This is a genomic window from Ornithinimicrobium pekingense DSM 21552, assembly GCF_000421185.1.
GTDB classification, from domain to species: domain Bacteria; phylum Actinomycetota; class Actinomycetes; order Actinomycetales; family Dermatophilaceae; genus Ornithinicoccus; species Ornithinicoccus pekingensis.
In genome coordinates this window covers 132,624-158,433 of record NZ_ATWJ01000002.1, presented here as the reverse complement: position 1 = coordinate 158,433, position 25,810 = coordinate 132,624, and the positions used below count along the sequence as shown (strand labels likewise).

32 protein-coding genes are annotated in these 25,810 nt (G+C 74.2%); 19 read left to right on the top strand and 13 right to left on the bottom strand.

What is annotated here, in order from left to right; genetic code table 11:
* From K330_RS22365 to K330_RS0101875, 5 genes are all read right to left on the bottom strand, one after another.
* Positions 1-374 (bottom strand): hypothetical protein (locus tag K330_RS22365; protein WP_202804484.1); only part of this gene is annotated, 374 nt, incomplete at its 3' end.
* Positions 375-502: 128 nt separating this feature from the next.
* The gene (locus K330_RS0101890; RefSeq protein WP_022920166.1) at positions 503-1,339 is read right to left on the bottom strand and encodes an SGNH/GDSL hydrolase family protein; all 837 of its coding nucleotides are present in this window, start codon (positions 1,337-1,339) and stop codon (positions 503-505) included.
* Between the two features lie 26 nt (positions 1,340-1,365).
* Positions 1,366-2,532 (bottom strand): winged helix DNA-binding domain-containing protein, encoded by a 1,167-nt coding sequence (locus tag K330_RS0101885; RefSeq protein ID WP_022920165.1) that lies wholly within the window; start codon positions 2,530-2,532, stop codon positions 1,366-1,368.
* 4 nt (positions 2,533-2,536) lie between these two features.
* On the bottom strand, positions 2,537-3,043 hold the full coding sequence (locus tag K330_RS0101880; RefSeq protein WP_022920164.1) for an SRPBCC family protein: 507 nt from the start codon (positions 3,041-3,043) through the stop codon (positions 2,537-2,539).
* Entirely contained in the window at positions 3,040-3,396 is a 357-nt protein-coding gene (locus K330_RS0101875; protein WP_022920163.1) for an ArsR/SmtB family transcription factor, read from the bottom strand. Before K330_RS0101875 ends, K330_RS0101880 begins: the two co-directional genes overlap by 4 nt.
* 129 nt (positions 3,397-3,525) lie before the next feature.
* Here K330_RS0101875 and K330_RS0101870 point away from each other — a divergent pair, with 129 nt between their 5' ends.
* Complete coding sequence (locus tag K330_RS0101870) at positions 3,526-4,056, top strand: DinB family protein (protein ID WP_022920162.1); 531 nt, start codon at positions 3,526-3,528, stop codon at positions 4,054-4,056.
* A gap of 126 nt (positions 4,057-4,182) precedes the next feature.
* Here the strand turns inward: K330_RS0101870 and K330_RS0101865 are convergent, their stop codons facing one another.
* Positions 4,183-4,458 (bottom strand): HU family DNA-binding protein, encoded by a 276-nt coding sequence (locus K330_RS0101865; protein ID WP_022920161.1) that lies wholly within the window; start codon positions 4,456-4,458, stop codon positions 4,183-4,185.
* A 169-nt stretch (positions 4,459-4,627) separates the two neighbouring features.
* Here K330_RS0101865 and K330_RS0101860 point away from each other — a divergent pair, with 169 nt between their 5' ends.
* From K330_RS0101860 to K330_RS18495, 14 genes are all read left to right on the top strand, one after another.
* The gene (locus K330_RS0101860; protein WP_040657578.1) at positions 4,628-5,500 is read left to right on the top strand and encodes an aminotransferase class I/II-fold pyridoxal phosphate-dependent enzyme; all 873 of its coding nucleotides are present in this window, start codon (positions 4,628-4,630) and stop codon (positions 5,498-5,500) included.
* Between the two features lie 249 nt (positions 5,501-5,749).
* Positions 5,750-6,781, top strand: coding sequence for an ABC transporter substrate-binding protein (locus K330_RS0101855; protein ID WP_022920159.1), 1,032 nt, complete (start codon positions 5,750-5,752; stop codon positions 6,779-6,781).
* Positions 6,782-6,830: 49 nt separating this feature from the next.
* The gene (locus K330_RS0101850; protein WP_022920158.1) at positions 6,831-7,913 is read left to right on the top strand and encodes a FecCD family ABC transporter permease; all 1,083 of its coding nucleotides are present in this window, start codon (positions 6,831-6,833) and stop codon (positions 7,911-7,913) included.
* Positions 7,910-8,767, top strand: a complete 858-nt coding sequence (locus tag K330_RS18505; RefSeq protein WP_051145417.1) for an ABC transporter ATP-binding protein — start codon at positions 7,910-7,912, stop codon at positions 8,765-8,767. The genes K330_RS0101850 and K330_RS18505 overlap by 4 nt, the downstream gene beginning before the upstream one ends.
* Before the next feature lie 206 nt (positions 8,768-8,973).
* On the top strand, positions 8,974-10,470 hold the full coding sequence (locus K330_RS0101840; protein WP_040657577.1) for a cobyric acid synthase: 1,497 nt from the start codon (positions 8,974-8,976) through the stop codon (positions 10,468-10,470).
* Entirely contained in the window at positions 10,464-11,246 is a 783-nt protein-coding gene (locus K330_RS18500) for an adenosylcobinamide amidohydrolase (RefSeq protein WP_022920154.1), read from the top strand. Before K330_RS0101840 ends, K330_RS18500 begins: the two co-directional genes overlap by 7 nt.
* The gene (gene cbiB, locus K330_RS0101830) at positions 11,240-12,193 is read left to right on the top strand and encodes an adenosylcobinamide-phosphate synthase CbiB (protein WP_022920153.1); all 954 of its coding nucleotides are present in this window, start codon (positions 11,240-11,242) and stop codon (positions 12,191-12,193) included. Before K330_RS18500 ends, cbiB begins: the two co-directional genes overlap by 7 nt.
* Positions 12,190-12,714, top strand: coding sequence for a bifunctional adenosylcobinamide kinase/adenosylcobinamide-phosphate guanylyltransferase (gene cobU, locus K330_RS0101825; protein ID WP_022920152.1), 525 nt, complete (start codon positions 12,190-12,192; stop codon positions 12,712-12,714). The genes cbiB and cobU overlap by 4 nt, the downstream gene beginning before the upstream one ends.
* 3 nt (positions 12,715-12,717) lie before the next feature.
* Positions 12,718-13,821 carry a nicotinate-nucleotide--dimethylbenzimidazole phosphoribosyltransferase gene (gene cobT, locus K330_RS0101820; RefSeq protein ID WP_022920151.1) on the top strand — a complete coding sequence of 368 codons (1,104 nt, stop codon included), beginning with the start codon at positions 12,718-12,720 and terminating at the stop codon, positions 13,819-13,821.
* A 2-nt stretch (positions 13,822-13,823) separates the two neighbouring features.
* Positions 13,824-14,615: an adenosylcobinamide-GDP ribazoletransferase gene (locus tag K330_RS0101815; RefSeq protein ID WP_022920150.1), complete on the top strand. Its 792-nt coding sequence runs from the start codon at positions 13,824-13,826 to the stop codon at positions 14,613-14,615.
* 286 nt (positions 14,616-14,901) lie between these two features.
* Positions 14,902-15,183, top strand: a complete 282-nt coding sequence (locus K330_RS0101810) for a DUF4212 domain-containing protein (protein WP_022920149.1) — start codon at positions 14,902-14,904, stop codon at positions 15,181-15,183.
* Entirely contained in the window at positions 15,180-16,919 is a 1,740-nt protein-coding gene (locus K330_RS0101805; protein ID WP_022920148.1) for a sodium:solute symporter family protein, read from the top strand. Before K330_RS0101810 ends, K330_RS0101805 begins: the two co-directional genes overlap by 4 nt.
* Positions 16,920-17,047: 128 nt before the next feature.
* Positions 17,048-17,464, top strand: a complete 417-nt coding sequence (locus tag K330_RS0101800; protein ID WP_022920147.1) for a hypothetical protein — start codon at positions 17,048-17,050, stop codon at positions 17,462-17,464.
* 37 nt (positions 17,465-17,501) lie between these two features.
* The gene (locus K330_RS18495; protein WP_022920146.1) at positions 17,502-18,140 is read left to right on the top strand and encodes a rhomboid family intramembrane serine protease; all 639 of its coding nucleotides are present in this window, start codon (positions 17,502-17,504) and stop codon (positions 18,138-18,140) included.
* Here K330_RS18495 and K330_RS18490 read toward each other — a convergent pair.
* From K330_RS18490 to K330_RS0101775, 4 genes are all read right to left on the bottom strand, one after another.
* Entirely contained in the window at positions 18,126-18,650 is a 525-nt protein-coding gene (locus K330_RS18490) for an SRPBCC domain-containing protein (protein ID WP_022920145.1), read from the bottom strand. The two genes, K330_RS18495 and K330_RS18490, sit on opposite strands and share 15 nt — an antisense overlap.
* Positions 18,647-19,066, bottom strand: a complete 420-nt coding sequence (locus K330_RS18485) for an ArsR/SmtB family transcription factor (RefSeq protein WP_022920144.1) — start codon at positions 19,064-19,066, stop codon at positions 18,647-18,649. The genes K330_RS18490 and K330_RS18485 overlap by 4 nt, the downstream gene beginning before the upstream one ends.
* Positions 19,067-19,112: 46 nt before the next feature.
* Positions 19,113-19,469 carry a 5-carboxymethyl-2-hydroxymuconate Delta-isomerase gene (locus tag K330_RS0101780; RefSeq protein ID WP_022920143.1) on the bottom strand — a complete coding sequence of 119 codons (357 nt, stop codon included), beginning with the start codon at positions 19,467-19,469 and terminating at the stop codon, positions 19,113-19,115.
* A gap of 78 nt (positions 19,470-19,547) precedes the next feature.
* Positions 19,548-20,063: a flavodoxin family protein gene (locus K330_RS0101775; protein ID WP_022920142.1), complete on the bottom strand. Its 516-nt coding sequence runs from the start codon at positions 20,061-20,063 to the stop codon at positions 19,548-19,550.
* Between the two features lie 83 nt (positions 20,064-20,146).
* Here K330_RS0101775 and K330_RS18480 point away from each other — a divergent pair, with 83 nt between their 5' ends.
* The gene (locus K330_RS18480) at positions 20,147-20,362 is read left to right on the top strand and encodes a hypothetical protein (RefSeq protein ID WP_022920141.1); all 216 of its coding nucleotides are present in this window, start codon (positions 20,147-20,149) and stop codon (positions 20,360-20,362) included.
* Positions 20,363-20,369: 7 nt separating this feature from the next.
* Here K330_RS18480 and K330_RS18475 read toward each other — a convergent pair whose 3' ends face one another.
* Complete coding sequence (locus K330_RS18475) at positions 20,370-21,434, bottom strand: succinylglutamate desuccinylase/aspartoacylase family protein (RefSeq protein ID WP_022920140.1); 1,065 nt, start codon at positions 21,432-21,434, stop codon at positions 20,370-20,372.
* Positions 21,434-21,922: an ATP-dependent zinc protease family protein gene (locus tag K330_RS0101760; protein WP_268238288.1), complete on the bottom strand. Its 489-nt coding sequence runs from the start codon at positions 21,920-21,922 to the stop codon at positions 21,434-21,436. The genes K330_RS18475 and K330_RS0101760 overlap by 1 nt, the downstream gene beginning before the upstream one ends.
* Before the next feature lie 25 nt (positions 21,923-21,947).
* Between K330_RS0101760 and K330_RS0101755 the strand changes: the two genes are divergently transcribed.
* A complete protein-coding gene (locus tag K330_RS0101755) occupies positions 21,948-23,147 on the top strand; it encodes a RimK family alpha-L-glutamate ligase (protein WP_022920138.1) in 1,200 nt (399 codons plus the stop codon).
* 24 nt (positions 23,148-23,171) lie between these two features.
* Here the strand turns inward: K330_RS0101755 and K330_RS0101750 are convergent, their stop codons facing one another.
* Complete coding sequence (locus tag K330_RS0101750; RefSeq protein WP_022920137.1) at positions 23,172-24,893, bottom strand: FAD-dependent oxidoreductase; 1,722 nt, start codon at positions 24,891-24,893, stop codon at positions 23,172-23,174.
* Between the two features lie 84 nt (positions 24,894-24,977).
* Here K330_RS0101750 and K330_RS0101745 point away from each other — a divergent pair, with 84 nt between their 5' ends.
* Entirely contained in the window at positions 24,978-25,253 is a 276-nt protein-coding gene (locus K330_RS0101745) for a DUF7218 family protein (protein WP_029202200.1), read from the top strand.
* A gap of 10 nt (positions 25,254-25,263) precedes the next feature.
* Positions 25,264-25,761 carry a DUF6328 family protein gene (locus tag K330_RS0101740; protein WP_022920135.1) on the top strand — a complete coding sequence of 166 codons (498 nt, stop codon included), beginning with the start codon at positions 25,264-25,266 and terminating at the stop codon, positions 25,759-25,761.
* Positions 25,762-25,810: the final 49 nt, after the last annotated feature.

Genomic DNA, 25,810 nt, shown 5'->3' with positions numbered 1-25,810 from the left:
GAGGCGACCCGGGCCACCTCGCCCAGCACCTCACCGGCCCGCGCCATCCCCCCGGCCGCCTGGCCCAGCGCCTCACCGAGGACCTCACCCCGCGGGCGCGCCGCCTCAGCCGCCACGGCCGCCTCCCGCGCCTCGGCGACCATGCCCGCGGTCAACGCCTCGAACGCGTCCTGGACCAGCACCTCGTGCGCCAGACTCTCCGGATCCAACGGGTCACCCCACCCCGGATGCTCAGCCCACACCACCCGCCCCGGTCCTGCGGTCGCCACCGGTGCTGCGGTCGCCACCGCCTCGGCGCGCGGCGCGGCCGGCTCGCGGTAGCCGTGCCGACGCCACGGCGGCACATCGGGCTCGCACTGGGACGTCCCAGCCACCCTCACCCACTCCCGCGCCGGCCACATACCCACACCCAACCACCCACCACCGACAGACCCGCTGACCAGCGCACACGCCCGACCAGCACGGGGTCACGGACCCGGCGACCGCGTCCGGCGCGGTCGGCCTACGGGCCGTCCTGCCCCGTCAGGTCGACCTCGACCGGCAGGATCTCGGGCCGCTTGGGCACGCGGTGGTCCCCCGAGGACTCTCCGCGCAGCCGGCGCCGGATCCAGGGCCGGAGGTGCCCGGCCACCCACTCGCGGTTGGCCTGCAGCGACTCGAAGCGGCTCAGCGGCGGCGCCGGGTCGAGCGGGTCCACCCAGTCCCGCACCTCGAACGGCATACCGAGGGTCCACAGCGCCTGCGCGGCGACCCGCGCGTGCCCTTCGGAGCTGAGGTGGATCCGGTCGGCTCCGTACATGCGCGGGTCCCGCAGCGACCGCATCGTGTAGATGTCGACGACGAACGCGCCGGTGCGCTGCCCGACGGCCCACAGCTCGGCGGTGTACTCCACGAGCCGCGGGTGCACCCGGCTGACCAGCGGCGCCCACGAGAGGTTGGGCGCGGTGACGAGCATGACGTCGGCGCCGGTGCCGCGGATCTGCTCGACCGCCGCCTCCAGCCTGGCGATCACGGACTCGACCGAGACCCGGGGCCGCAGCACGTCGTTGCCGCCGGCGGACAGGCTCACGAGGTCCGGGGTCAGCGCCAGCGCGGGCTCGAGCTGCTCGTCGATGATGGCCCCGATCATCCGGCCGCGGATCGCCAGGTTGGCGTAGCCGAACGGCCGGTCGAGCCCGGCGTTGCGGGCGGCGAGCGCGGCCGCGACGCGGTCGGCCCAGCCGACGTACTCCCCGTCGCGCCCCGGATGAGCGTCGACCATGCCCTCGGTGAACGAGTCGCCCACCGCCACGAAACGCTCCCAGGTGCGCGGGACGGCGGGATCGGGACGGACCTGCATGCCGATCAGGCTAGCTGCCACCGAGCTCAGGCGCGCACGACCTCCAGGCCGGTCCAGGTCACGGGGTATGCCGTCGCCACCCGGGCCATCTGCTCCTCCACCTCGGCCTTCCGGGGGCGGCGGGTGCCGGCGAACCAGGTGACGACGCAGGTGCGCCGGCGGCCGCTGCCCTCGGCGCGCCAGTGACCGGTCAGGCGACCATCGACCAGGAGCGGCGAGCGCAGCAGGCCGTTCTCCTGCGTCCAGAGCACCCGATAGTGCTCTGGGTCGACGAACCGGGTCCGCGCGGGCGGGTCGTAGGCGCACAGCAGCGCGTCGAACTCGGGCAGCAGCCGCACGCCCGGCACGACCTCGGCCGGGTGCGCGCCGGCGCCGGACGGCATACCCGGCAGGTCGTGCACCTCCTGCCCGTCGGGCGCCACCGAGGTCACCAGCCCGGGGATCCCCGCCAGCGCCGCGTCGACCGCCCGCAGACCGACCCCGGACCACCACGCCAGGTCGCGGCGGCTCGCCGGCCCGTGGCAGGCCAGGTGCCGGCGCACGAGGGCCACGAGAGCGGTGTGCGGGTCGGCGAGGGCGGCGTCCCGCGCCGCGGCATCGCCCAGCACGGCTCGCGCCGCGCGGTAGCCGGGCGCACCCTGGCCCTCCCAGCCACCCCGCAACGGGCGCCGCAGCAGGCCTCCGTGGCCGAAGCCCAGATAGCGGCCGGCGGTGTCGTCCAGGCGCGCGCCGTGCCCCGGGTCGTGCTCGTCGAGCCAGGAGCGCAGGTGGGTATGCAGCTCGGCCGGCGTGCGCCACTCCTCACGGGCGTAGGTCTCCGTCGCCTCCCACACCTGCTCGAGGGTTGTCCGGTCGAGCCGCAGCGACCGCGCCCAGAGCGTGCGCTGGCCGAGCCGGGTCGCCACCTCGAGCAGCACGTGGTCGGACGGGGTGTTGGTGTGGACCGTCCCGCGCAGGGTGCTGCCGCGCACGATCGCGGCATCCTCGTAGGTCGTGCCGACCGCCTCGTACGTCACGCCGGAGCGCCGGGCGGCGAGCGCCAGGTATGGAGATCGCGCGGTCTGCGACTGGACCGGGCCGATCCGGTCCAGGGCCTGCGCGACGTCCTCCGGCCCGCCGCCCCGGGCGAGGTCGTCCGGGAACTGACGGGCCAGGGTCGCGGCGGCCAGCTGCTCCCACGTCACGCGGGTCATCCCCTCAGACGGCACCCTCGGCCAGGAGCCGGTCCAGCTTGGCGTAGCCCTCGTGCACGCCGACCTCCATGCCCGAGGCGAGCATCCCGTCGCGACCCTCGAACGAGTCGCACAGCGAGAAGGCGTGCAACCGGGTGCGGCCGCCCCCGAGATCCTCGAACGACATCGTCTCCAGCGCGATCGCCTCGGGCATCTCCTCGAAGCAGAACGTCTGCACGAGCCGGCGCTCGCTGATCTCGGGGAAAGTGCCGCGGAAGGCGTACTCGTTGCCCTCGTGCACGTTGACGTAGCGGTAGGAGCCGAGCGTCCGCGCGTCCCAGTGGTCGATCCGGGTCGAGGTGCTGTCCGGGCCGATCCACCGGACGAACAGGTCCGGGTCCGTGTGCGCCCGCAGGAGCTGCTCGGGTGTGGCGTCGAAGTCGCGGGTGATGTGCACCGCCGGGACGTGCTGGTCGGCCTCGATCGCGGCCGTGTCGTAACGGGTACCGGTAGGGCTGTCGGTGGTGGTCATGCGGTGTCCTCCGTCAGGTCGGGCGCGGTGTCACGCCCCTGCAGGTCGGCCAGGACGGTGTCGAGACGCTGGTAGCGCTCCTCCGCCCGGCGCTGGTAGCGCTCGATCCACCTCGTCATCAGGTCGAAGACCTCCGCCTCGAGGTGGACCGGGCGCCGTTGGGCGTCCCGGCCACGGGTGACGAGCCCGGCCTCCTCGAGCACCTTGAGGTGCTTGGAGACGGCCTGCAGGCTCATGTCGTAGGGCTCCGCGAGCTCCCCGACGGTGGCGTCGCCGGCCGTGAGCCGCGCGACGATGTCCCGCCGGGTGGGATCGGCCAGGGCGCTGAACGCCTGGGAGAGCCGGTCGGTCATAGCCAGAACACCTTTCTCAACTAACTGGTTGAACTACCCTAGAGCCGTCCCTCATCTCTTGTCAACCACCTGGTTGAGGACGGCGTCGGACACCGCGCCGGCCCGGGGACGGTGTGCCACGATCGAGGTATGGAGATGGAGCAGCCGCAGCAGATCGAGCCGGACACCAAGGACTGGACCGTCGTCATCAGCCAGGGATGCACCGAGTGCGGGTTCGACCCCTCCTACGACGTCACCACGACGGGCGACCGTCTTCGGGCCACCGAGGCGCCGTGGCGCGAGCAGCTGGCCCGCACCGACGTGCGCGAGCGGCCGGACCCGGCGACGTGGTCGCCGCTGGAGTACGGCGCGCACAGCCGCGACGTGCTGCGCGTGATGCGGGGACGGCTCGAGCTGATGCTCGCCGAGGACGGGGCGACGTTCGAGGGCTGGGATCAGGACGAGGCGGCGGTGAAGGACCGCTACGACCTGCAGGACCCGGCGCGCGTGGCGCAGGAGTACGCCGGGGAGATCGACACCACGGCCAGGGCGTTCGACGCCGTCGAGGGGGAGCGGTGGCAGCACCGCGGGTCACGGTCGGGCACGGCCTTCACGGTGGAGACGCTCGCGATCTACATGCTGCACGACATCGAGCACCACCTCGACGACGTGACCCGCTGACAGGCGGCGAACACCACGCTCCCCGGTCGCTGACAGGCGGCGAACACCACGTTCCCCGGTCGCAGGAACGCCGACGCCCCGCCCGTCAGGACAACGGGCGGGGCGTCGGGACACGCTGTCGCGGCGTCAGCCGGAGACGCGCTCCTTCAGCTTGGAGCCCGCCTTGAACGCCGGCGCCTTGCTCGCGGCGATCTGGATCTCGGCGCCCGTCTGCGGGTTGCGCCCGGTGCGGGCGGCGCGCTCGCGCACCTCGAAGGTGCCGAAGCCGGGGAAGGAGACCTTCTCGCCCTTGGCGAGCTCGGCGCCGATGGCGTCGAGAACGGCGCTGACGACCTTGTCGGCAGCAGCCTGGGTCATGCCCGCCTCGCGGGCGACGGCCTCGACGATAACCTTCTTGCTCATGTGTACAGCCCTTTCATCGGCCCATATGGTCGCCTCACGGTAAGCAGATGTTGCGGGCTATTGCCAACCGACGCGCCCACGAACCCGCGTCAGATCAACGATTTTCGCCTCTGGAGACCGATCTGTGACCCTTCCGGCTGCCGGAGCGCACGGTGGTGACGGTCCGGCGGTGGCCGCCGCCCTCGGCCTGGACCCCGCCGAGCTGGTCGACCTGTCGCAGAACATGAACCCCGTGGCGCCACCTGTCGGGCCCCTCGTGCGGCGGCACCTGGACGCCCTGCACCGCTACCCCGACGCGGGTCCCGCGACCACCCTTCTGGCCCAGGTCCTGGACGTCGAGCCGGCGCGCGTCCTGCTCACCAACGGCGGCAGCGAGGCGATCCACCTGGTCACGCGGGTCCTGGGCGGGCACGTGCGCAGCGAGCCGGAGTTCGGCCTGCACCCACGCCTGGGCCGGGGCAGGGGCCGGGGCGGCACCATGGCGGGCGACGAGGTCCGGTGGCGGACGGACCCGCACAGCCCGACCGGTCGGCTGGCGGCACCGGGCGAGCACGCCGACGTCTGGGACGAGGCCTTCTACGCGCTGGCCACCGGACGCTGGACCGCAGACCGGGAGGGCGTCACCGTGGTCGGCTCCCTCACCAAGACCTTCGCCTGCCCCGGGCTGCGCCTGGGGTATGTCGTCGCCGACCCGGAGGTCGTGCGCCGGTGCGCGGAGCACCAGCCGCACTGGTCGGTGAGCACGCTCGCCCTCGCCGTGCTGCCGGACCTGCTCGAGTCGGCCGACCTGACCCGATGGGCGGGCGCGGTCGCCACGCTGCGGGCCCAGCTGGCCGACCTGCTCCGCGCGCACGGGCTTGCCGTCCGCGCCGCGGACGCACCCTGGGTCCTCGTCGAGGAGCCGGGCCTGCGGGCCCGCCTGGCCCCGCACGGCGTGCTGGTCCGCGACTGCACCAGCTTCGGCCTGCCGGGCACCGCCCGGATCGCGGTCCCCGACGAGGCGGGGCTGGACCGTCTCGAGGCCGCCCTCCGCCGCGCCTGAGGCCCGTCCCGGCCTGCACCGCGAGGGGGTATGGTGATCGGGTCACGCAGACGAAGTCCGGTGAGAAACCGGCACTGTCCCGCAACGGTGGAGCATCCCGACCGACCCAGGTCGAGGGGGCCGAGTCCGGTCGAACTGCCTGGCGATCCGTAACCACTCGCCCTCGAGGACCTAAGGGCCGGTTCGGACGGCGGAGCCCTGCGGCCTGTCGCTCGAGCAGCACCAGACCTCGACGACAGGAGATGCACCATGACACCCAGACCCTCCGCCTCCCTCCGCGCCACCACGGCTGCTGCCGCCGCCCTGGCGCTGCTGCTGACCGGCTGCTCCACCGAGCAGGACGCCACCGGCGCCGCGGACCAGACCCCCGACCCGGCGGGCACCACCACGTCGCCCGAGTCCGCTGACGACGCCGCGGCGAGCACCACGGCCGCCGGCGACGCCTCGGCCGCCGACTTCCCCGTGACGATCCCCGGCCCCGCGGGCGACGTCGTCATCGAGGAGCGCCCGGAGCGCATCGTCTCCCTGTCGCCCTCGGCCACCGAGATCCTCTTCGCCATCGGCGCGGGCGACCAGGTGGTGGCGGCCGACGAGTTCTCCACCTTCCCGGCGGAGGCGCCCACGACCGACCTGTCCGGCTTCGAGCCCAACGTGGAGGCGATCGTCGGCTACGAGCCCGACCTCGTGGTCATCTCCAACGACATCAACGACCTCGTCGCCGGACTGGGCGAGCTCGACATCCCCGTGCTGGTCAACCCGGCCCCGGCCGACCTCGAGAGCGGCTACGCCGGCATGGCCGACCTGGGCCTGGCCACCGGTCACGTCGACGAGACGGCCGCGGCCGTGCAGCAGCTGCGCGACGGCGTCGCCGCGGCGCTCGAGGACGCCCCGGACTCCCCTGTGCGGGTCTACCACGAGCTCGACGAGACGCTCTTCGCCGCCAGCAGCGCCAGCTTCATCGGCTCGGTCTACAGCGAGCTCGGCGCGGTCAACGTCGCCGACGAGGCCGACGCCGAGGGCACCGGCTACCCACAGCTGACCGAGGAGGCGGTCGTGGAGTCGAACCCGCAGCTGATCGTCATCTCCGACCAGGCCGCCTACACCGCCGAGGACGTCGCCGCCCGTCCCGGCTGGAGCGAGGTGGACGCGGTGCGCAACGGCAACATCGTCGCCGTCGACGCCGACATCTCCTCGCGTTGGGGTCCGCGCCTGCCCCAGCTGGTCCAGGCCCTCGCGGACGCGATGGCCGAGGTCCCCGCCGGCGAGCCCGTCGGCCGCTGACGGCCGACGCAGCCCCGAGCAGCCCCGCGACGGGCGCACGGCATACCCGATGACCACCACCCACCCACCCCGTCCGGTCGACCCGCTGGACCAGGCGGCCGAGCGCGCCTTCCGGCTCCCGCTCGCGGCCGTGCTCGGCGCCCTGGCCGTGCTGCTGCTGGTCGCCCTGGCGTCTGTCTCGCAGGGTGCCGCCGGGCTGCCCCTGGAGGGTGTCGTGCGCTCGTTCGCGGGGGCCGTGCCCGGCGTGGACGTCGCCTCGACGCTCACCCCGCAGCAGGAGTCGCTGCTGTGGCAGATCCGGTTGCCGCGCACGGTCCTCGGCGCGCTCGTGGGTGCCTCGCTGGCGATGGCCGGCGCCGGCTACCAGGGCGTCTTCCGCAACCCGCTCGCCGACCCCTACCTGCTCGGGGTGTCTGCGGGCGCCGGGCTGGGCGCGGTGCTCGCCCTGGGCTTCGGGCTCGACCTGTCCTGGGGCCCGGTGGGGGCGCTGCCCGCGGCGGCCTTCGTCGGGGCGCTGCTCGCCGTCACCGGGTCGGTGGTGGTGGCGCGAGGCTCCTTCCGCGACCCGGCGACCCTGCTGCTGGCGGGCGTCGCGATGGCCGCGCTGTTCTCCGCCTCCCAGACCTACGCGCTGCAGAAGCTCGACGAGTCGCGCTCCCGCGAGGTGCTGTCCTGGCTGTTCGGGCGCCTGGCCACCCACGGCTGGCAGCCGGTGACGCTGCTGCTGCCCTACGTGGTGCTCGCCGGTGCCGTGCTGCTCCTGCACGCCCGGCACCTCGACGTGCTGCGCCTGGGGGACGACGAGGCGCGTGCGCTCGGGCTGCACCCGGCGAGGTCCCGGCTGGTCGTCGTCACGGCAGCCACGCTCATCACGGCCGCGGCGGTGTCGGTCAGCGGCCTCATCGCCTTCGTCGGGCTGGTCACCCCGCACGTGGTCCGGCTGCTCGTCGGCCACTCCTACCGGGTGATCGTGCCGCTGTCGGCCCTGGTCGGCGCGTCCTTCCTGGCGCTGACCGACATCGGCGCCCGCACGCTCGCCGCCCCCGCCGAGCTGCCGGTCGGCATCATCACGGCCTTCGTCGGTGCGCCGTTCTTCTGCGTCGTCCTGTGGCGGGGGAGGCACGACGTATGAGCACCGCCAGCCTGACCCCCTCCAGCGCCGTCCGCGTGCACGACCTGCGGGTGGCCTACGACGGCACCGAGGTGCTGCGCGGGATCGACCTCGAGCTGCACACCGGCGAGTGGCTCGGCCTCATCGGCCCCAACGGCTCCGGCAAGTCGACCCTGCTGCGGGCACTGGTCGGCCTGGTGCCCAGCACGGGGACCGTCGAGCTCGGCACCGGGGTGCCGCCCGGGCCGACCGACCTCTCGCTCATGCCGCAGTCGCCGGAGCTGCCGGCGGGGATGACCGTCGTGGAGTACGTCCTCCTCGGCCGCACCGCGCACCTGGGCTGGCTCAGCTCGGAGTCACGCGCGGACCGCAGGGTCGCCACCGACGTCCTGCGCCGGCTCGGGCTGACCTCGTTCGCCGGCCGCGCCGTGCGGCAGCTCTCCGGCGGCGAGGCCCAGCGCGTCGTCATCGCGCGCGCCCTGGCGCAGCAGTCTCCGGTGCTCCTGCTCGACGAGCCGACCAGCGCCCTCGACGTCGGCCACCAGGTCGAGGTGCTCGAGCTGGTCGACGAGCTGCGCCGCGAGGACGGGCTGACCGTGGTCGCCGCCATGCACGACCTGGGCACCGCGGCCCGCTACGCCGACCGGCTGGCGCTGCTGGACCGGGGGTCGCTGGCCGCGCTCGGCGCACCCGTCGACGTGCTCGACGCCTCGCTCGTCTCCCGCGTCTACGGCCACCCGGTGCGGGTCCACGAGCTCGACGGCCACCTGGTGGTCGTGCCCGAGCCGCGGGCGTCACGCCATACCCGCCCCTCCGCCCCGGTGCCGCTGGCCGGCAGGCGCCGGGCGGCGGACGCCGGCTTCGAGGTGTCGTGACTCCCGCAGCGCCCGGACCCGCGCTGAGCAGCCAGGACGACCCCGAAACCCGGCACGGGAGCCCGATGACCGCTACCGTGGTGCAGTGCGCTCTCGCGCGAGCCGTGGCACGTGGACGTGCCGGGCTGGGCACAGACAGGACCGGGAAAGGACTCATGGCCGGAAGGGCAGCGACGACGCGCCCCTCCACCACAGGGGGAGCCGTGATGGTCGTCGGGACGACCAGCGGCGCAGGCAAGTCGACCGTGGTGGCGTCACTGTGCCGTGCCCTGGCGCGGCGGGGGCTGCGGGTGGCGCCGTTCAAGGCGCAGAACATGTCCAACCACGCCGCCGTCACCACCGACGGCGGGGAGATCGGGCGCGCGCAGGCGCTGCAGGCGCTCGCCGCGCGCGTCGAGACCGACCGCCGCATGGGACCGGTGCTGCTCAAGCCCTCGGCCGACAGCACCTCGCACGTGGTCGTGATGGGCGAGGAGGTGGGCGTCGACGACGCGGTCGGGTATGGCGAGCGCGCCGCCCGGGTGCGCCCGGTGGTCCTCGAGGCCCTCTCCTCCCTGCGCCGCGACCACGACGTCGTGGTGCTCGAGGGGGCCGGCGGGGCGGCCGAGATCAACCTGCTGGAGCGCGACGTGGTCAACCTGCCGCTGGCGGCCGCAGCGGGGATCCCGGCCGTGCTCGTGGTGGACGTCGACCGCGGCGGCTCCTTCGCCGCGGCCTACGGCACCTGGGCGCTGCTGCCCGAGCACCTGCGCGGCCGGCTGCGGGGGTTCGTGCTCAACTGCTTCCGCGGCGACAAGGCCCTGATCACCGACGGCCTGACCGACCTGGAGCGCCGCACCGGGGTGCCGGTGCTGGGCGTGCTGCCCCACCTGGGCGACCACCTGATGCTCGGCGTCGAGGACTCGCTGGACCTGCTCGACGCGCGACGGCCCGTGAGCCACGTCAGCGACCCGGTGCGCGTCGCCGTCGTGCGCCTGCCGCACCTGGCCAACCCCTCCGACCTCGACCCGCTCCTGCTCGAGCCGTCCGTGGAGCTGCGGTGGGCCAGCCGGCCCGGTGACCTGGAGGACGCCGACCTGGTCATCCTCCCCGGCAGCCGCGCGACCGTGGCCGACCTGGGGTGGCTGCGGCAGCAGGGCCTGGACCGGGCGCTGGGGAACCTGGACCGGCGCGTGCGGCTCTTCGGCCTGTGCGCCGGCTACCAGATGCTCGGCGGTGTCATCCACGACGACCTGGAGTCGGGGGCCGGCACCGTCGAGGGCCTGGGCCTGCTCCCCGTCGAGACCACCTTCGGGCGGCCCAAGGTGGTCCGGCGCTCGCGGGGCAAGGTGGTGGGGACCGACATCCCGGTCGAGGGCTACCAGATCCGGTGGGGGCAGGTGCGCCGGCTGGGCGGGCAGCCCCTCTTCCGGCTCGACGGCGCCGACGGCGTTCCCGAGCTCGAGGGCTGCGTCTCCGACCGGCACATCCGCGGGACCAGCCTGCACGGCGTCTTTGACAGCGACCGGCTGCGGCACGCCCTGCTGTGGAAGGTGGCCGCCGCGCGCGGCCGGACGTTCGTGCCCTCGGGCACCCCCTACCACGACGCGCTCGACGCCCACGTCGAGCACCTGGCCGACTGGGTCGACGAGCACCTGGACGTCGACGGGCTGCTGGCGCTGGCCGGGGAGGCTGCGCTCCCGGGCCAGGAGCCCGGGTGGTGACGGCGGCCCCCGACGCGCCGCTGCCCGAGCTCGCCCGGCACGACCAGGTCCTCACGTGGGCCCTGCCCGCCGGGTGGCGGGCGCTCTCCTCGGCCGCGGTCGGCGGTGGGCTGGTGGAGCCCCGGTGGGTGCTCAACGCGACGGTCGACGGGAGGTTCGCCCGCACCGACCTCGACGCCTGGGCCGCGGAGACGGCCCGCGCCGTCGGGCTCGACGGGCCCGGGTGCGCGCTGCTGACGGCCGCCGACGTGCGCCAGGTCGAGCACGCGCACCGGGGCGGGGTCAGCGCGTGGGCCACCGTCGGCGTGACCAGGCCGACGTGGCCGCACGACCCTCGTGCCGTCCTGTCGTGTCACGGTGGTCGTCGGGACGACCGGCGTGTCACGACAGCGGTGCACGAGCATGTGCCCGCGCCTCCTGGCACCGTCAACATCGTCGTCGCCCTCCCGGTGCCGCTGAGCGGCTCGGCGCTCGTGCAGGCGCTCGCGACGGCGACCGAGGCCAAGGCTCAGGTGCTGGTGCGGGCCGGCGTGCCCGGCACCGGGACCGCCAGCGACGCGGTGGTGGTCCTGTGCCCCGGCCCCGCGACCGCCTCCGACGCGTCCACCGGCACACAGGACGGGACCATGGACCCCGCGGCGGTGCCCTTCGCCGGCGTCCGGTCCCTGTGGGGCCGGCGGGTCGCGCACGCCGTGCACGACGCGGTGCGGGCGGGCCTGCTCACCCACCCCTGGACCGGCACCGACGCCGACGGCAGCGCGGGCCCGGTGTGGTGACCTCCCCCGGCTCGCGAGCCCTGGGCGTGGCGCTCGGGCTGCTGCTCGACCGCGCCCTCGGTGAGCCGCCGGACCGGTGGCACCCGGTGGCGTGGTTCGGCACCGCGATGCAGCACGTGGAGCGGCGGCTGCACGCCGACAGCCGGGCCAGGGGGCTGCTCCACGCCGCCGTCGGCGTCGGGCTGGGCGCCGGGGCCGGGACACTGCTGCGGGCGGCCCTCGGTGACACCGGGGCGACCGCCGTCGCGGTCGCCACCGCCGGCGCGGGCCGCATGCTGCGCACGACCTCGGCCGTCGTCGAGCAGCAGCTGCGGGAGGGCGACCTCGACGCCGCCCGCGCCACGCTGCCCATGCTCGTCGGCCGCGACCCCTCATCGCTCGACAGGTCGGGCCTCAGCGCCGCGGTCGTCGAGTCGCTCGCCGAGAACACCGTCGACGCGGTGCTCGCCCCCGCCCTGTGGGCCCTGGCCGCCGGCGCCCCCGGAGCGCTGGGGCACCGGGCGGCCAACACGATGGACGCGATGGTGGGCCACCGCACCGCCCGCCACCACCGCTACGGCTGGGCGGCGGCCCGCCTCGACGACGGTATGGCGTGGGCCCCGGCCCGCGCGTTCGCCGGCCTCGTGGCCCTCGTCACCCCGGGCCGCGCGGGTGAGGTGCGACGTCTCGTGCGCCGGGACGCCCCCGCCCACCCCTCCCCGAACGCCGGCGTCGCCGAGACGGCCGTGGCCGCCGCCCTGGGCGTCGAGCTCGGCGGGCCGCTTCGCTACGGTGGTCGGGACGAGGCCCGCCCACGGCTGGGCGAGGGACCACGGCCGTCGGCCGCCGACATCGCCCGGGCCCGGCGGCTGGCCGACCGGGTCGAGCTGGCCGTGGTCGGGCTGTGCCTGGCCGCGTGGGCCGGTGAGCGGGCGACCGCCCGGTGGACAGCGAGGAGAGCCGGATGACCCTGACCCTGCTCACCGGGGGCGCCCGCAGCGGCAAGTCGGCCCTGGCCGTGCACCGCGCCCGGCGCACCGGCACCCCGGTGGTCTTCGTGGCCACCGGGCAGGCGCGCGACGCCGAGATGGCGGACCGGATCTCCCGGCACCGGGCGGAGCGGCCCGAGGGCTGGACGACCGTCGAGGCACCCCTGGAGCTGGTCGCCGCCGTCACGGCCCTGCCGCCCGACCGCACGGTCGTCGTCGACTGCCTGTCGCTGTGGGTGTCCAACCTTCTGGAGCGCGGTGACGACGAGCAGGTGGTGACGACGCAGGCGGGCGAGCTCGCCCGGTGGGGCGCGGCATACCCGGGCACGGTGGTCGTGGTGACCAACGAGGTCGGGCTCGGCCTCGTGCCCATGCACCCGGTCTCGCGCGACTACCGTGACCGGCTCGGGCGGGTCAACGCACTCGTCGCCGCCTCCGCCGATCTCGCCCAGCTGGTGGTCGCCGGACGCACCCTGACCCTCGACCCCGTGGAGGACTGACCCGTGACCGACGAGACGACCGGCCCGCAGAGTCCGCTGGAGCGGGTGGAGGAGGCGGTGAGCAGCATCGGGCGGTTCGACGCCGAGGCCTCGGCCGCCGTCGCCCGCGCCCTGGACGGCAAGGTCAAGCCGCTGCGCAGCCTGGGCGACCTCGAGCACCTGGCGGCCCGGCTGGCCGGCATCCAGGGGACCGCCGAGCCGCACGTGGACGCACCCGCCCTCGTGGTGTGCGCGGCCGACCACGGCGTGGCGGCCGACGGCGTCAGCGCCTACCCCCAGGAGGTCACCGCGCTGATGCTGCAGAGCTTCGCCGAGGGCACCTCGGCCGTCGGCGTGCTCGCGCGTCAGGCCGGCGCGCGGCTGGTCGTGGCCGACCTCGGGGTCGCCGAGGCACCCCGGCTGCAGCCGGGCCAGAACCAGGTGCTCGACCGGCGTGTGCGTGCGGGCACCGCCGACAGCGCCGCCGGGCCTGCGATGAGCCTGGCCGAGGCCCAGCAGGCCGTCGCGCACGGCGTCGCCCTGGTCGACGACCTCGTCGACGAGGGGGTCGACCTCGTCGGGCTCGGGGAGATGGGCATCGGCAACACCACCACGGCGAGCGCGCTGACGGCGGTGCTCCTGGACCGCGACCCCGCCCGCCTCGTGGGCCCCGGGACGGGCGTCACCGGTGAGGCGTTCGCGCGCAAGCTGCGCAAGGTCGACGCGATCCTGGCCCGGCACCGGGACGCCGACGACCCCTGGGACGTCCTCGCCCGGGTCGGCGGCCTGGAGATCGCGGCGCTGGCCGGCGTCGTCCTGGGGTGCGCCGCCCGGCGGGTGCCCGTGGTCCTCGACGGGTTCATCACCACCGCCGCCGCCCTCGTCGCGTGGCGTCTCGCGCCCGCGTGCACCGACGTGATGGTGGCCGGGCACCTGTCCCCCGAGCCCGGTCATCAGGTGCAGCTGCAGGCCCTGGGCCTGCGGCCGGTGCTCGACCTGCGCATGCGCCTGGGCGAGGGCAGCGGGGCCGCCCTGGCCATCCCCGTGCTGCGCTCGGCCGTGACCGTGCTGCACGAGATGGGCAGCTTCGCCGACCTCGGCCTGGACGACGAGCGACCGACCGCCTGACCATGGGCTTCCTCGACGCCGTCACCTTCCTGACCCGCGTCCCGGTCCCGGCCGGCCACCGCCGCGCGGTCGACCTCGCGCGGACCTCGACCTGGTTCCCCGTGGTGGGGGCGCTGCTGGGCGCCGCGCTGCTGCTCCTCGCGTCGGCGCTGGCCGGCAGGACCTCGGCCCTCGTCGCCGTCGTGGTCGTCGTCGCGCTGGAGGTGGTCGTGACCGGCGCGCTGCACCTCGACGGCCTCTCCGACGTGGCCGACGGGCTCGGCGGCAGCGACCGCGCGACCCGGCTGCGGATCATGAAGGACCCGGCCACCGGGGTCTACGGCACCGCCGCCGTCGCCCTCGCCCTGCTGCTGGAGGTCGCCCTGCTGCTGGCCTGGGTGCCGCCGTCGGCGGTCGAGGGTATGCCGTGGCCCGGCCCGGCGAGCCTGCTGCTGGCCTCCTCCCCCGGCTGGGTGACCGCGGCCCTGCTGGGGGCGACCGCCTGGTCGCTGTCCCGGGCCGCCATGCTGCCCGTCGCGCTCGCGCTGCCCTACGCGCGGGCCGAGGGCACCGGCCGCAGCGTGGTGGAGGGCCTCACCCTGCGCCGGACCCTGGTGGCCTGGGTGGTCCCCGGCCTGCTCTGCCTGGCCCTGGGGTGGCGCGGCCTGGCCATGCTGGTCGGCGCGCTCGCGGCGGCGGCCGTGGTCGGCGCCACCGCCCGACGCGCCTTCGGCGGAGCCACCGGCGACGTGCTCGGCGCCACCGCCCAGACCGCGCTGCTGGCCTCCCTGCTGGCCTCGACGCTCCTGCCCTGAGCGGGCTTCCGGGCGGTCCCGGTGGCCCCGGCGGCGGACGCGACGACCGCTCGTCGCGCCAGGCCGACCGTTCGTCGTGCCGGGAGGGTCCGCCCACCCCGTCCCCGGCCCCGCTCGGCGGTCCACGGGCGCCGCTGACCGAGAAATCTGCGCAAGGTCCCCCCACCAGCGCCTTTCGGGCCCTAGCGTGACCCCTGTCACACCGCCGTGACCGCGGCGGACCGCCTCAGCCCAAGGAGCTGCTTGTGCCTGCCCGTTCAGAACCGCCACCCCCGGAGGTGTCCTGATGGATGCTGACAAGCGCCGGGAGTACTGGCGCCGCAACGTACGCCTGATGTCGATCCTGCTCACCGTCTGGGCTCTGGTGTCCTTCGGGGCCGGGATCATCTTCGTCGAGCCCCTCAACAACCTCACGTCCTTCATGGGCGTGCCGCTGGGCTTCTGGTTCGCCCAGCAGGGCTCGATCCTGACCTTCCTCGCGCTCATCGCCATCTACGTGTGGCGGATGGACGCGCTGGACAAGGAGTTCGGGATCACCGAGTACGAGGAGGGGGTCCACCACTCATGAGCATCGTGCAGATCTGGACCCTCGTCTTCGTCGTCATCACCTTCAGCATCTACATCTACATCGCCTACGCCAGCCGGGTGAAGGACACCGCCGGGTTCTACATCGCCGGCGGCGGCATCCCGGCACCGGCCAACGGCGCGGCCATCGCGGCCGACTGGATGAGCGCGGCGTCGTTCATCTCGATGGCGGGCATCATCGCGCTGAGCACCAACGGCTACGCCGGCTCGGTCTACCTCATGGGCTGGACCGGCGGCTACGTGCTGCTGGCCATGCTGCTGGCGCCCTACCTGCGCAAGTTCGGCAAGTACACGGTCCCCGACTTCGTCGGTGACCGCTACTCCGAGACGGCCCGGCTCATCGCCGTCGTCTGCGCGATCGTGGTCTCCTTCGTCTACGTCGCCGGCCAGATGGCCGGCGTCGGCGTCGTGTTCCAGCGCTTCCTGGGCGTCAACGAGACCCTCGGTGTGATCATCGGCATGGTCATCGTCTTCCTCTACGCCGTCCTCGGCGGGATGAAGGGCATCACCTGGACCCAGGTGGCGCAGTACTCCGTGCTGATCGTGGCCTACCTCATCCCGGCGGTCGCGATCTCCCAGCAGCTCACCGGCATCCCGATCCCGCAGGTGGGCTTCGGCCAGATCATGAGCGACCTCAACGCGCTGCAGGCGGAGTTCGGCCTGGCCGAGTACACCTCGCCGTTCACGCAGATGAACATGCTCAACATGATCCTGATGACGGCGACGCTGATGTTCGGCACCGCCGGCCTGCCGCACGTGATCGTCCGGTTCTACACCGCCCGCAGCGTCCGGGCCGCGCGGTTCTCCGCGCTGTGGGCGCTGTTCTTCATCTCGCTGCTCTACACCACGGCCCCGGCCGTCGGTGCGTTCAGCAAGTTCAACATCCTCAACCAGATCCCCGGCACCGCCGTGGACCAGGTGCCGGCGTGGTTCCAGTCCTGGCAGGACGTCGGCCTGATCACGGTCGACGACCTCAACGGCAACGGCATCATCGACGTCGCCGGCGCGCTGGGCGAGGGCACCGAGCTGGCCATCAACAACGACATCGTCGTCCTGGCCACGCCGGAGATCGCCGGGCTGCCCGCACCCATCGTGGGTCTGGTCGCCGCCGGTGGCCTGGCCGCGGCCCTGTCGACGGCCTCGGGCCTGCTGCTGGTCATCTCCTCCTCGGTCGCCAACGACGTCTACTTCAAGCGGATCAACCCGGGCGCCACCGAGGCCCGTCAGCTGATGGTCGGGCGCATCGCCATGGGGGCCGCGATCGTCGTCGCCGGCTACCTGGGCATCAACCCGCCCGGGTTCGTGGCGCAGGTGGTCGCGCTGGCGTTCGGCCTGGGAGCGGCCAGCTTCTTCCCGATCCTGTTCCTCGGGATCTTCTGGAAGAGAGCCACGGCGATGGGAGCGGCCGCCGGCATGGCAGCCGGTCTGGTCACGACCCTGGCCTACCAGATCTGGACGCTGCCGATCTACGGCGGCAGCGACGGGATCTTCGGGATCACGGCCGCCAGCTTCGGCGTGGTCGGCATGCTGATCAACTTCGCGGTGACGATCATCGTCTCGCAGTTCACCCCCAAGCCGACCGAGACCATGCAGCGCGTGGTCGAGGAGGTGCGCTACCCGGGCCGCAGCGAGCTCGTGGCGGCCCACGCGACCGGGGCGCTGGACGACGAGCTCCTGCACGGGGAGCACCACGACGACCCGGGCCGTCACCACCACTGACGGCACCCGGAGTCGCACCACTCCTGCCCGGCACGGCCACGGCCCGTCCCACCGCGACCGTGCCGGGCAGGCGCACCGCATACCTCGACCCTCCCCGGCCCGCACCGCCCGACGATAGGCTGAACCCGATGGCCACCCAGACCGCTCCCGCCCCGACCCGCCGGCGCAAGATGCCCGGGCAGCTGCGGTTGCTCGCCGCGAGCGTGCTCATGATCGTGGGCGCCTTCCTCCCCTGGCTCTACACACCGCTGGGCACGGTGACCGGGATGCGCGGCCCCGGCCTGTGGACCGCGACGGTGGGCATGCTCGCCCTCGCCGGCGCCCTCGTGCCGGTGCGGGTCCTCGCCGTCCTCCAGGCCGTCGTCGCCGCCGCGATCTGCATCGTCCTGCCGATCTGGCAGCTGGTCCACATGCTGGGCCTCGTCGGGATGCAGGGCTGGATCCCCGGCCCGGGCCTGGTGCTCACGCTCGGTGGCGGCGCGCTCGCGGCCCACGCCGCCTGGCAGCTGTGGTCCCTGCGCGCCGTGGAGGCCCCGCGCTCCTGAGCGTCGCCGCCGCCGCGTCCGGTGGCAGGCTTGACCCGTGACCACCTCCCGGCGCCCGCCCCGCCCGACCGCCTCCTCGTCGCCGAGCCTGCCCACCTGGCTGCACCGCGTGGTCCCCGTGCTCGTTCTCGTGGGTCTGATGTGGGTCAGCGAGCTGCTCGACCTGCTCACCCCGCTGCAGCTGGACGGCTACGGCATCCGGCCGCGCGACCTGGACGGGCTCACCGGGATCGTCCTGAGCCCCTTCCTGCACCTGGGGCTGGCGCACCTGGTCGCCAACACCTCCGGGCTGCTCGTGCTCGGCGCGCTGCTGGCCTGGACCACCCGGCACCTGTGGATCGTCACCGCCGGGGTCGTGCTGCTCGGGGGCGCGGCCGTCTGGCTGCTCGGCGCGCCCCGCACCGTCGTCATCGGCGCCAGCGGCGTCGTCTACGGGTATGCGGCCTTCCTCGCCGTCTACGGGTTCGTCGCCCGACGCCTGCTGCCCGTGCTGGTCGGCCTGCTCGTGGTCGTGCTCTACGGCGGGCTGCTGTGGGGCGTGCTGCCCCTGCAGGCCGGGGTCTCCTGGCAGGGCCACCTCTTCGGCGCCGCCGCCGGGGTGCTGCTCGCCCTGTGGCTCGGCCGCCGCGACCGCGCCGCCGGGCCCGCGGGCGCCCGGCCCTCAGCCCGCCGCTGACCCGGGACGCCCGCCCGCCCCGAAGGCGGCGGCATACTCCGGGCCCAGCTCGAGGTAGCCGTCCCACCCCACGGTGCTGACCTCGCCCGTGCGGACGCTGTCCTCCAGCCGGTCCAGGTAGTACTCCCAGCCCGGTCCCACGTCGGTGACGGGCAGGTCGGCGTTCATCACCTGGGCGAGGTCCAGCACGGTGCGCCCGCCCTCCTCCCGCAGCCGCAGGTCCAGCGTCCACACCTGGGCCGGGTCGTCGCCCCGGTTGTGGGCGCGCAGGTGGTGCGGCGCCTCGCAGGCGTCGATGACGTAGACCTCGTCGGCCACCTCGTCCTCGAAGTCCCACCGCACCCGCACCTCGCCGTCGGCCGGGTCGCCGCTCCACGTGCCGAACCAGCGGCCGAGGCGCTCGGACTTGGTCACGGCGGCCCACACGTCCTCGACGGGGGCGGAGAAGGTGCGGGTCAGGACCAGGTGCTCCTGACCGCCGCGGGTCTCGGGTCGTCCGGTGATGGTCATGCGCTCTCTCCTGCCGTGGGGGGTGGGTCTGCCGTGACGGGCGAGCCGTCGGTATGCCGTGCACCCGAGGACGTCTCGCGCGCGGCGCGCTCGCGGACGGTCCGACGGACCTCGAGGTCGAGGGCGTCGAGCTGGTGGTCAGCCAGGGGTGGACGCGGCGGGGGCGCGGCCACGCGGTGCGCCCAGGAGACGACCTCGTCCAGAGGGCCGGCGACGAGCTCGTAGTGCCGCTCCCGGCCGTGGTCGCGGGCGCGCACCAGGCCGGCCTCCCCGAGCACGCGCAGGTGCCGGCTCACGGCCGGCCGCGAGATCCCCCGTCCGACGGTGAGGTCGACGACGCGCACGGCCCCGTCGCGCGCGAGCTGCTCCAGCAGGCCGCGACGCACCGGGTCCGCCAGGGCGGAGAAGACGTCCACAGGCCAATGGTAACTGATCTGTTACTGATTGGTCCAGGGCCCGGCGTCAGCCGCCGAGCACCTGCTTGGTGTAGGTCTCCCGCTCCATCTGCAGGACCTCGGTGGTCACCTGCACCCGGTCCGAGACCGTGGGCAGCGCACCGGCGACGGCCTCGGTCACCGCGAGGGAGATCCCCCGCCGCTGCTCCATGGTGCGGCCGTCGAGGATCGAGACCCGGCAGGCGACGAAGCCCGTGCCGTCGTCCGGGTGGTCCACCGCGGCGCGCTCGAGGGCGACGATCCTGCCCTTGGTGTTGGACATGTCGAACTCGCCGGTCCCCGCGAGCGCCGCCATGGCGGCCTCGAGGACGCGCTGCGGGTCCAGACCGGTGATGGCGGTGTGCTCGACGACCAGGTGCGGCATGACGACATCGTGCCACCGCCGCCCGGTCCGCGGGCGGGGGCGGCGAGACCGACCCGTGGGCCGGCTCGCCCGCGGGACTCACCCCGCGAGCAGGGCCGCGAGCGTGCCACCCAGCTCGTAGGCGGCCTCCTCCTGCTCCGGGCCGACGTCACCCATGACCTCCAGCACCGCGGCCGCCTGCCGCCAGCCGAGCGCGCCGACGATCGACTGCACGGACCGGACGGCGCCGGTGGTGTCGTAGCGGCCGTGGACCCACAGGCCGTAGGGCCGGCCCACCGTGCTGCCCGACGTGGTGCCCGCAACACCTCCCGCCGACCCGTCGGGCGCCCCCGTGGGCGACAGCGCGCCGCCCACCTGCAGGAAGGTGCTGTCGAAGAAGTGCTTGAGCGCCCCGGACATGTAGCCGAAGTTGGCCGGCGTCCCCAACAGGTAGCCGTCAGCCGCCAGCACGTCCTCGGCGCGGGCCTCGAGGGCTGGCAGCGCGAGGACCTCGACCCCCTCGACCAGCGGGTCGTGAGCACCCGCCAGGACCGCCTCGGTCAGGCTCCGCACACCCCGCGTCGGGGAGTGGTGCACCACGAGCAGCCGGGCCATCCCCCGACCCTGCCACAGCGACCCGGCCCCACGGGCGCACCGGCCGGGATGCGGCCGGGGCCCGGCGGTGCCACGGTGGGCACATGAGCGACGACCTCAGCGACACCGGCAGCGGCCCTACCGACAGCGCCGCCACGGACGGCAGGACGGACGGCGACCCCACCGGGCCGGTCTACGACCCCGAGCAGGACCCCGACTCCGACCCCGACATGCTGCAGGAGCAGCACCCCGCCTCGGTGGGCGAGAACGAGCGCGACCCGGCCGAGGGGCCGGACGACGCGTCCGCCACCGACGGCTGAGACCGCGTCAGAGCAGGTCGTCCGCCGCCGGGCGCTCCATGCTCGCGCCCTCCGCCTCGTCCGCGGGGTCGGTCAGGCCCTCGTCTGCGTCACCGGGCCGGCCCGGCTCGAGGGAGCCGATGTGGACCAGGGCGTCGCCGCTGTTGACCAGCGGCGCCTCGGTCCGGCCGATGACGATGCCGTCGCGGTCGGCCTTGACGATGGCCAGCCGCCGGCCGAAGGAGTTGTGCAGCTCCCCCAGCCGCTCGCCGGCGCGCACGTGCTGGCCCAGCTCCACGCCCATGCCGAGGATGCCCGTCCGGCGGGCTCGCACCCAGCCGCTGCGCCAGCAGATCTCGCTGGGCCGCTCCGGATCGGCCAGGGCCGGCGGACGCTCGATCATCCCGAGCATGGTCAGCACCCGCAGGACGCCGTCGACCCCGGCGGTGATCGCCCACTCGTCGAAGCGCCACGCCTCGCCCGCCTCGTAGAGCAGCACCCGCGCCCCCCGCTCGCGGGCCGCGGAGCGCAGCGACCCGTCACGCAGCCGGGCGTGGTAGACCACCGGGGCGCCGAAGGCCTCGGCCAGCTCCCGCGTCCGCGCGTCCTCGAGGTCGCAGCGGATCTGCGGCAGGTTGCTGCGCCGGTCGGAGGCGGTGTGCAGGTCGATGCCGACGTCGCACTTGTCGACGATCTCGGTCATCATCAGGTGCGCGATCCGGGCGGCCAGCGAGCCTCGGGCCGAGCCGGGGAAGCTGCGGTTGAGGTCGCGCCGGTCGGGCAGGTAGCGGTCGTTGGTCATCGTGCCGATGACGTTGACGATCGGCACCGCGACGATCGTGCCGCGGATCTCCTTGGGCGAGAGCTGGCCCAGGACGCGTCGGATGATCTCGATGCCGACGACCTCGTCGCCGTGGATCGCGGCGTCGAGCCAGACCGTCGGCCCGTCCTCGCGGCCGTGGAGCACGTGCACCGGCAGGCTGACCTCGGCACCGGTGATCAGCCGGGTGATCGGCAGCGAGACCTCGCGACGGGCGCCCGTGCGCACCTTCACCCCGCCGATGGCGAAGGAGGGACGCAGCCTGGTCGCCACTACCTGCCCCAGTTGCGGCGGCGCACGGCGCGCTCGGGCCGGCCGCCGGCGTAGGAGGCGGCGGGGTCGACGAGGAAGCCCCGCACGAGCGCCTCGCGCCCCACGAGCATGCGGAAGCCCATCTCGTCGCGGTCGGTCAGCGTCACCTCGGCGTCGACGGAGCGGTGGCCGAGGACCAGCTGGACGAGCACGACATACCGGGTCTCCTCGTGCCCCGAGCTGCTGCGCACGGTGCGCACGTCGTGGATTGGCAGCTCGACCGTGACCGCGTCCTCGGCGGTCGCCTGCCAGGGGTGGACGTCGAAGCGCACCCACGGGCGGCCCTCCACCTCGAGGCGCTGGAGGTCGAAGGCGTGCAGCGAGGACGTGCGGGCCCCCGTGTCGACCTTGGCCTTGATCCAGGGCACGCCGACGGAGTCCATCCGCACCCACTCCCGCCAGCCGACGACCGTCGGCGCGGGGGTGGTTTCATTGGTCTGCCCAGGCACCCACACATCTTGTCAGGACACCGTCGTGAAACTCGCCATCCTGTCCCGGTCGCTGCGCGCCTACTCCACGCAGCGGCTGCGCACCGCCGCCCTCGACCGTGGCCACCAGGTCAAGGTCCTGGACACGCTGCGCTTCGGGATCGACCTGTCCGGCCCCGAGCCCGACCTGCACTTCCGCGGGCGGCCGCTGTCCTCCTACGACGCGGTGCTGCCGCGGGTGGGGGCCTCGGTGACCTACTTCGGCACCGCTGTCGTGCGCCAGTTCGAGCAGATGGACGTCTACACGCCCAACACCGCCAACGGCATCATGAACAGCCGCGACAAGCTGCGCGCCAGCCAGATCCTGTCGCGCCACGGCATCCCGATGCCGGCGACGGTCCTGGTGCGCAACCGCTCGGAGATCCCGCACGCGATCGAGATGGTCGGCGGGGCGCCGGTCGTGCTCAAGCTGCTGGAGGGCACCCAGGGGATCGGCGTCATCCTGGCCCCCGAGGCCAAGGTCGCCGAGGCCATCGTGGAGACCCTGCACGGCACCAACCACCAGGTGCTCATGCAGAGCTTCGTCAAGGAGAGCAAGGGCACCGACATCCGCGCGCTCGTCGTCGGCGACCGTGTCGTCGCGGCGATGCGCCGCCGCGCCGCCGGCGAGGAGTTCCGCTCCAACGTGCACCGGGGCGGGTCCGTCGAGGCCGTCGACCTCGACCCGGAGTATGCCGAGATCGCCGTGCGCAGCGCCCACATCATGGGCCTGCGGGTCGCCGGTGTCGACATGCTGGAGGGACGCGACGGGCCGCTGGTCATGGAGGTCAACTCCTCCCCCGGCCTCCAGGGCATCGAGACCGCGACCAAGCTCGACGTGGCCGGCGCCATCGTCGACTACATCGCCGACCAGGCCGGCTTCCCCGACATCGACGTGCGGCAGCGGCTGGCAGTCTCCACCGGCTACGGCGTCGCCGAGATCGCGGTGCTGGCCGGGTCGGAGCTGATCGGGCACTCCATCGGCGACTCGGGGCTGCTGGAGAAGGACGTGCAGGTCCTCACCCTGCACCGCGGCACCCGGGTGGTCCCCAACCCGGGCCCGTCGAAGGTGCTCGAGGAGGGCGACCGGCTGCTGTGCTTCGGGCGGCACGAGGGGATGCGCTCGCTCATCCCGGCCCGGAGCCGCCGGCACAAGCGGGTGCGCCGCCTGCCCAAGAAGCCGATCCACGACGTCGTCGAGGCCTGAGGCGGGGACCGGCGGCCGGTCTCCTCACGGGGTGACGGACCGGTCCGGCACGACCGGTCGGCCCGGCGCGACGGGGTCGAGCCGCCGGTAGGCCTCGCCCGGGCCCGGGCGCGGGTCGGTCTCGCCCCGGACCGGCCACAGCGACATCGCCCGCTCGGCCTGGGCGGTGATCGTCAGGGAGGGGTTGACGCCCAGGTTGGCCGAGACCGCCGACCCGTCGACGACGTGCAGCCCGGGGTGGCCGTGGACCCGGTGGTAGGGGTCGATCACCCCGGTCCGCGGCGTGTCGCCGATGACGCAGCCGCCCAGGAAGTGCGCGGTCATCGGCACGTCGAAGATCTCCCCGATGCTGCCCGCCGGGTAGCCCCCGATCCGCCGGGCCATCGCCCGGACCGCCCGGTGCGCGGCGGGGATCCACGTCGGGCTGGGCTCGCCGTGCCCCTGCGCCGAGGTCAGCCGGTAGCGCCCCAGCAGCCCGCGCCCCGCGCGCACCGTGATCGAGTTGTCCAGGCTCTGCATGACGAGCGCGATGGTGCTGCGCTCCGACCACGACCCCAGACCCGCCACCATCTCGACCGCCCGGACGGGGTGGCGGGCCACCTGCCCGAGCCACCGCAGCGGCCGCGGCACCCGGCCGCCGCCGTCGGTCATCAGGGTCGTCAGCAGGCCCATCGCGTTCTGCCCCCGGCCGTAGCGGACCGGCTCGACGTGGGTGTCCTCGTCGGGGTGGAAGCTGCTGGTGATGGCCACCCCGCGGGTGAAGTCGACGCCCTTGCGCCGCCGCCGGCCCGGCGGCACCATCGCGCCGACGAGCGCCTCGGAGTTGGTCCGGGTCAGCACGCCCAGCCGGTCGGACAGGTGCGGCAGGTCGCCGTCCCGCCTCAGCCGGTGGAGCAGATGCTGGGTGCCCCAGGTGCCCGCCGCCAGCACCACGTGGTCGGCCGTGAGGGTATGCCGTCGCGCGCGCCGGCCCCGCACGGACCAGGCGCCCGAGCGCACCGTCTCCACGGCATACCCGCCCCCGGGCCGTGGGGTGATCCGGACGACCGTCGTGTCCGGCACGATCCGGGCGCCGGCCCGCTCGGCGAACCACAGGTAGTTCTTGACCAGCGTGTTCTTGGCCCCGACGCGGCAGCCGACCATGCACCCGCCGCACTCGGTGCAGCCGGTGCGCCGCAGCCCGGCGCCGCCGAAGTAGGGGTCCTCGACCTCGACGCCCGGCTCCTGCGTGCCGTCACGGCCGAAGAAGACCCCGACCGGGGCGAGCCGGAAGGTGTGGCCCACCCCCATCTCCTCGGCGACCTCGCGGTAGAGCACGTCGGCCGAGGTCATGGTCGGGTTGCGGACGACGCCGAGCATGCGGGTCGCGGTGTCGTAGTGCGGCGCGAGCTCGGCGCGCCAGTCGGTGATGTGCGCCCACTGGGGGTCGTCGTAGAAGGCTGACGAGCGGGGCCGGTAGAGGGTGTTGGCGTAGTTGAGCGAGCCGCCGCCCACGCCCGCGCCGGCCAGCACCATGACGTGCGGGAGCACGTGGATGCGCTGGATGCCCCGCAGCCCGAGCCGCGGGGCCCACAGGAAGCGGCGCAGGTCCCACGACGTGCGCGCGAAGTCCTCGTCGGCGAACCGGCGGCCCGCCTCGAGGACGGTCACGCCGTAGCCCTTCTCGGTGAGCCGCAGGGCCGCCACGCTGCCGCCGAAGCCGCTGCCCACGACGACCACGTCCGAGTGCTGCGGGGGCGACGTCATACCCGGCAAGGTAGCGCCTGCGGCGCGCGAGGCGACGACGCGGCTGCGGTGGACGAGCCCGAGGGCCTGCGCGACAGTGAGCCTATGGCTGAGCAGAAGGACCGCGACCCCGGTTCGAGCATCAAGGACCCGGAGATGTACGAGGCGCTGCGCGACGACGGCGCCAGCAAGTCCAAGGCGGCGGCGATCTCCAACGCCGCGGCCAACAGCTCGCGCGAGGAGGTCGGCAGCAAGGGCGGCTCGAGCGGCTCCTACGAGGACTGGACCGTGGACGAGCTGCGCGAGCGCGCCGCCGAGCTCGACGTCGAGGGCCGCTCGGACATGACCAAGGACGAGCTGATCAAGGCGCTGCGGGAGTGAGCGCGCGCCCGTGACCGACGACTCCGCGCCGCACCCCACGGACGACCGGGCCGAGTCGCGCGACGAGCGGATGGACCGCAACTTCGTCGAGCTGCTGCAGGAGCTGCGGGTGCTGCAGACCGGCACGCAGATCCTGGCCGGCTTCCTCATGACGCTGCCGTTCCAGGCCCGGTTCCCCGAGCTCAGCGACTACCACCGGTGGCTGTTCCTCGTCGCCATCGTGCTGGCCTTCCTCACCACCGTGCTGCTGGTCGGGCCGGTCAGCGTGCACCGGGCGCTGTTCCGTCAGCACCTCAAGGCCGAGCTGGTGCAGGCATCTCACGTCATGGCCCGCATCGGCCTGCTCACGCTGGGGCTGACGATGGCCACCGTCCTCACGCTCATCTTCAGCGTGGTCCTCGGCGTCACCGCAGGGTATGTCGTGGGAGGCGCCGCCGTCGTGGTCTTCGCCGCCGTGTGGTGGGGGCTGCCGCACCTGCTGCGCAACGGGGCCCGGGAGGCCACGTGACGACGCACGGGGGACAGGATCTCCATACCCCCTGGGGTATGATGTCCAC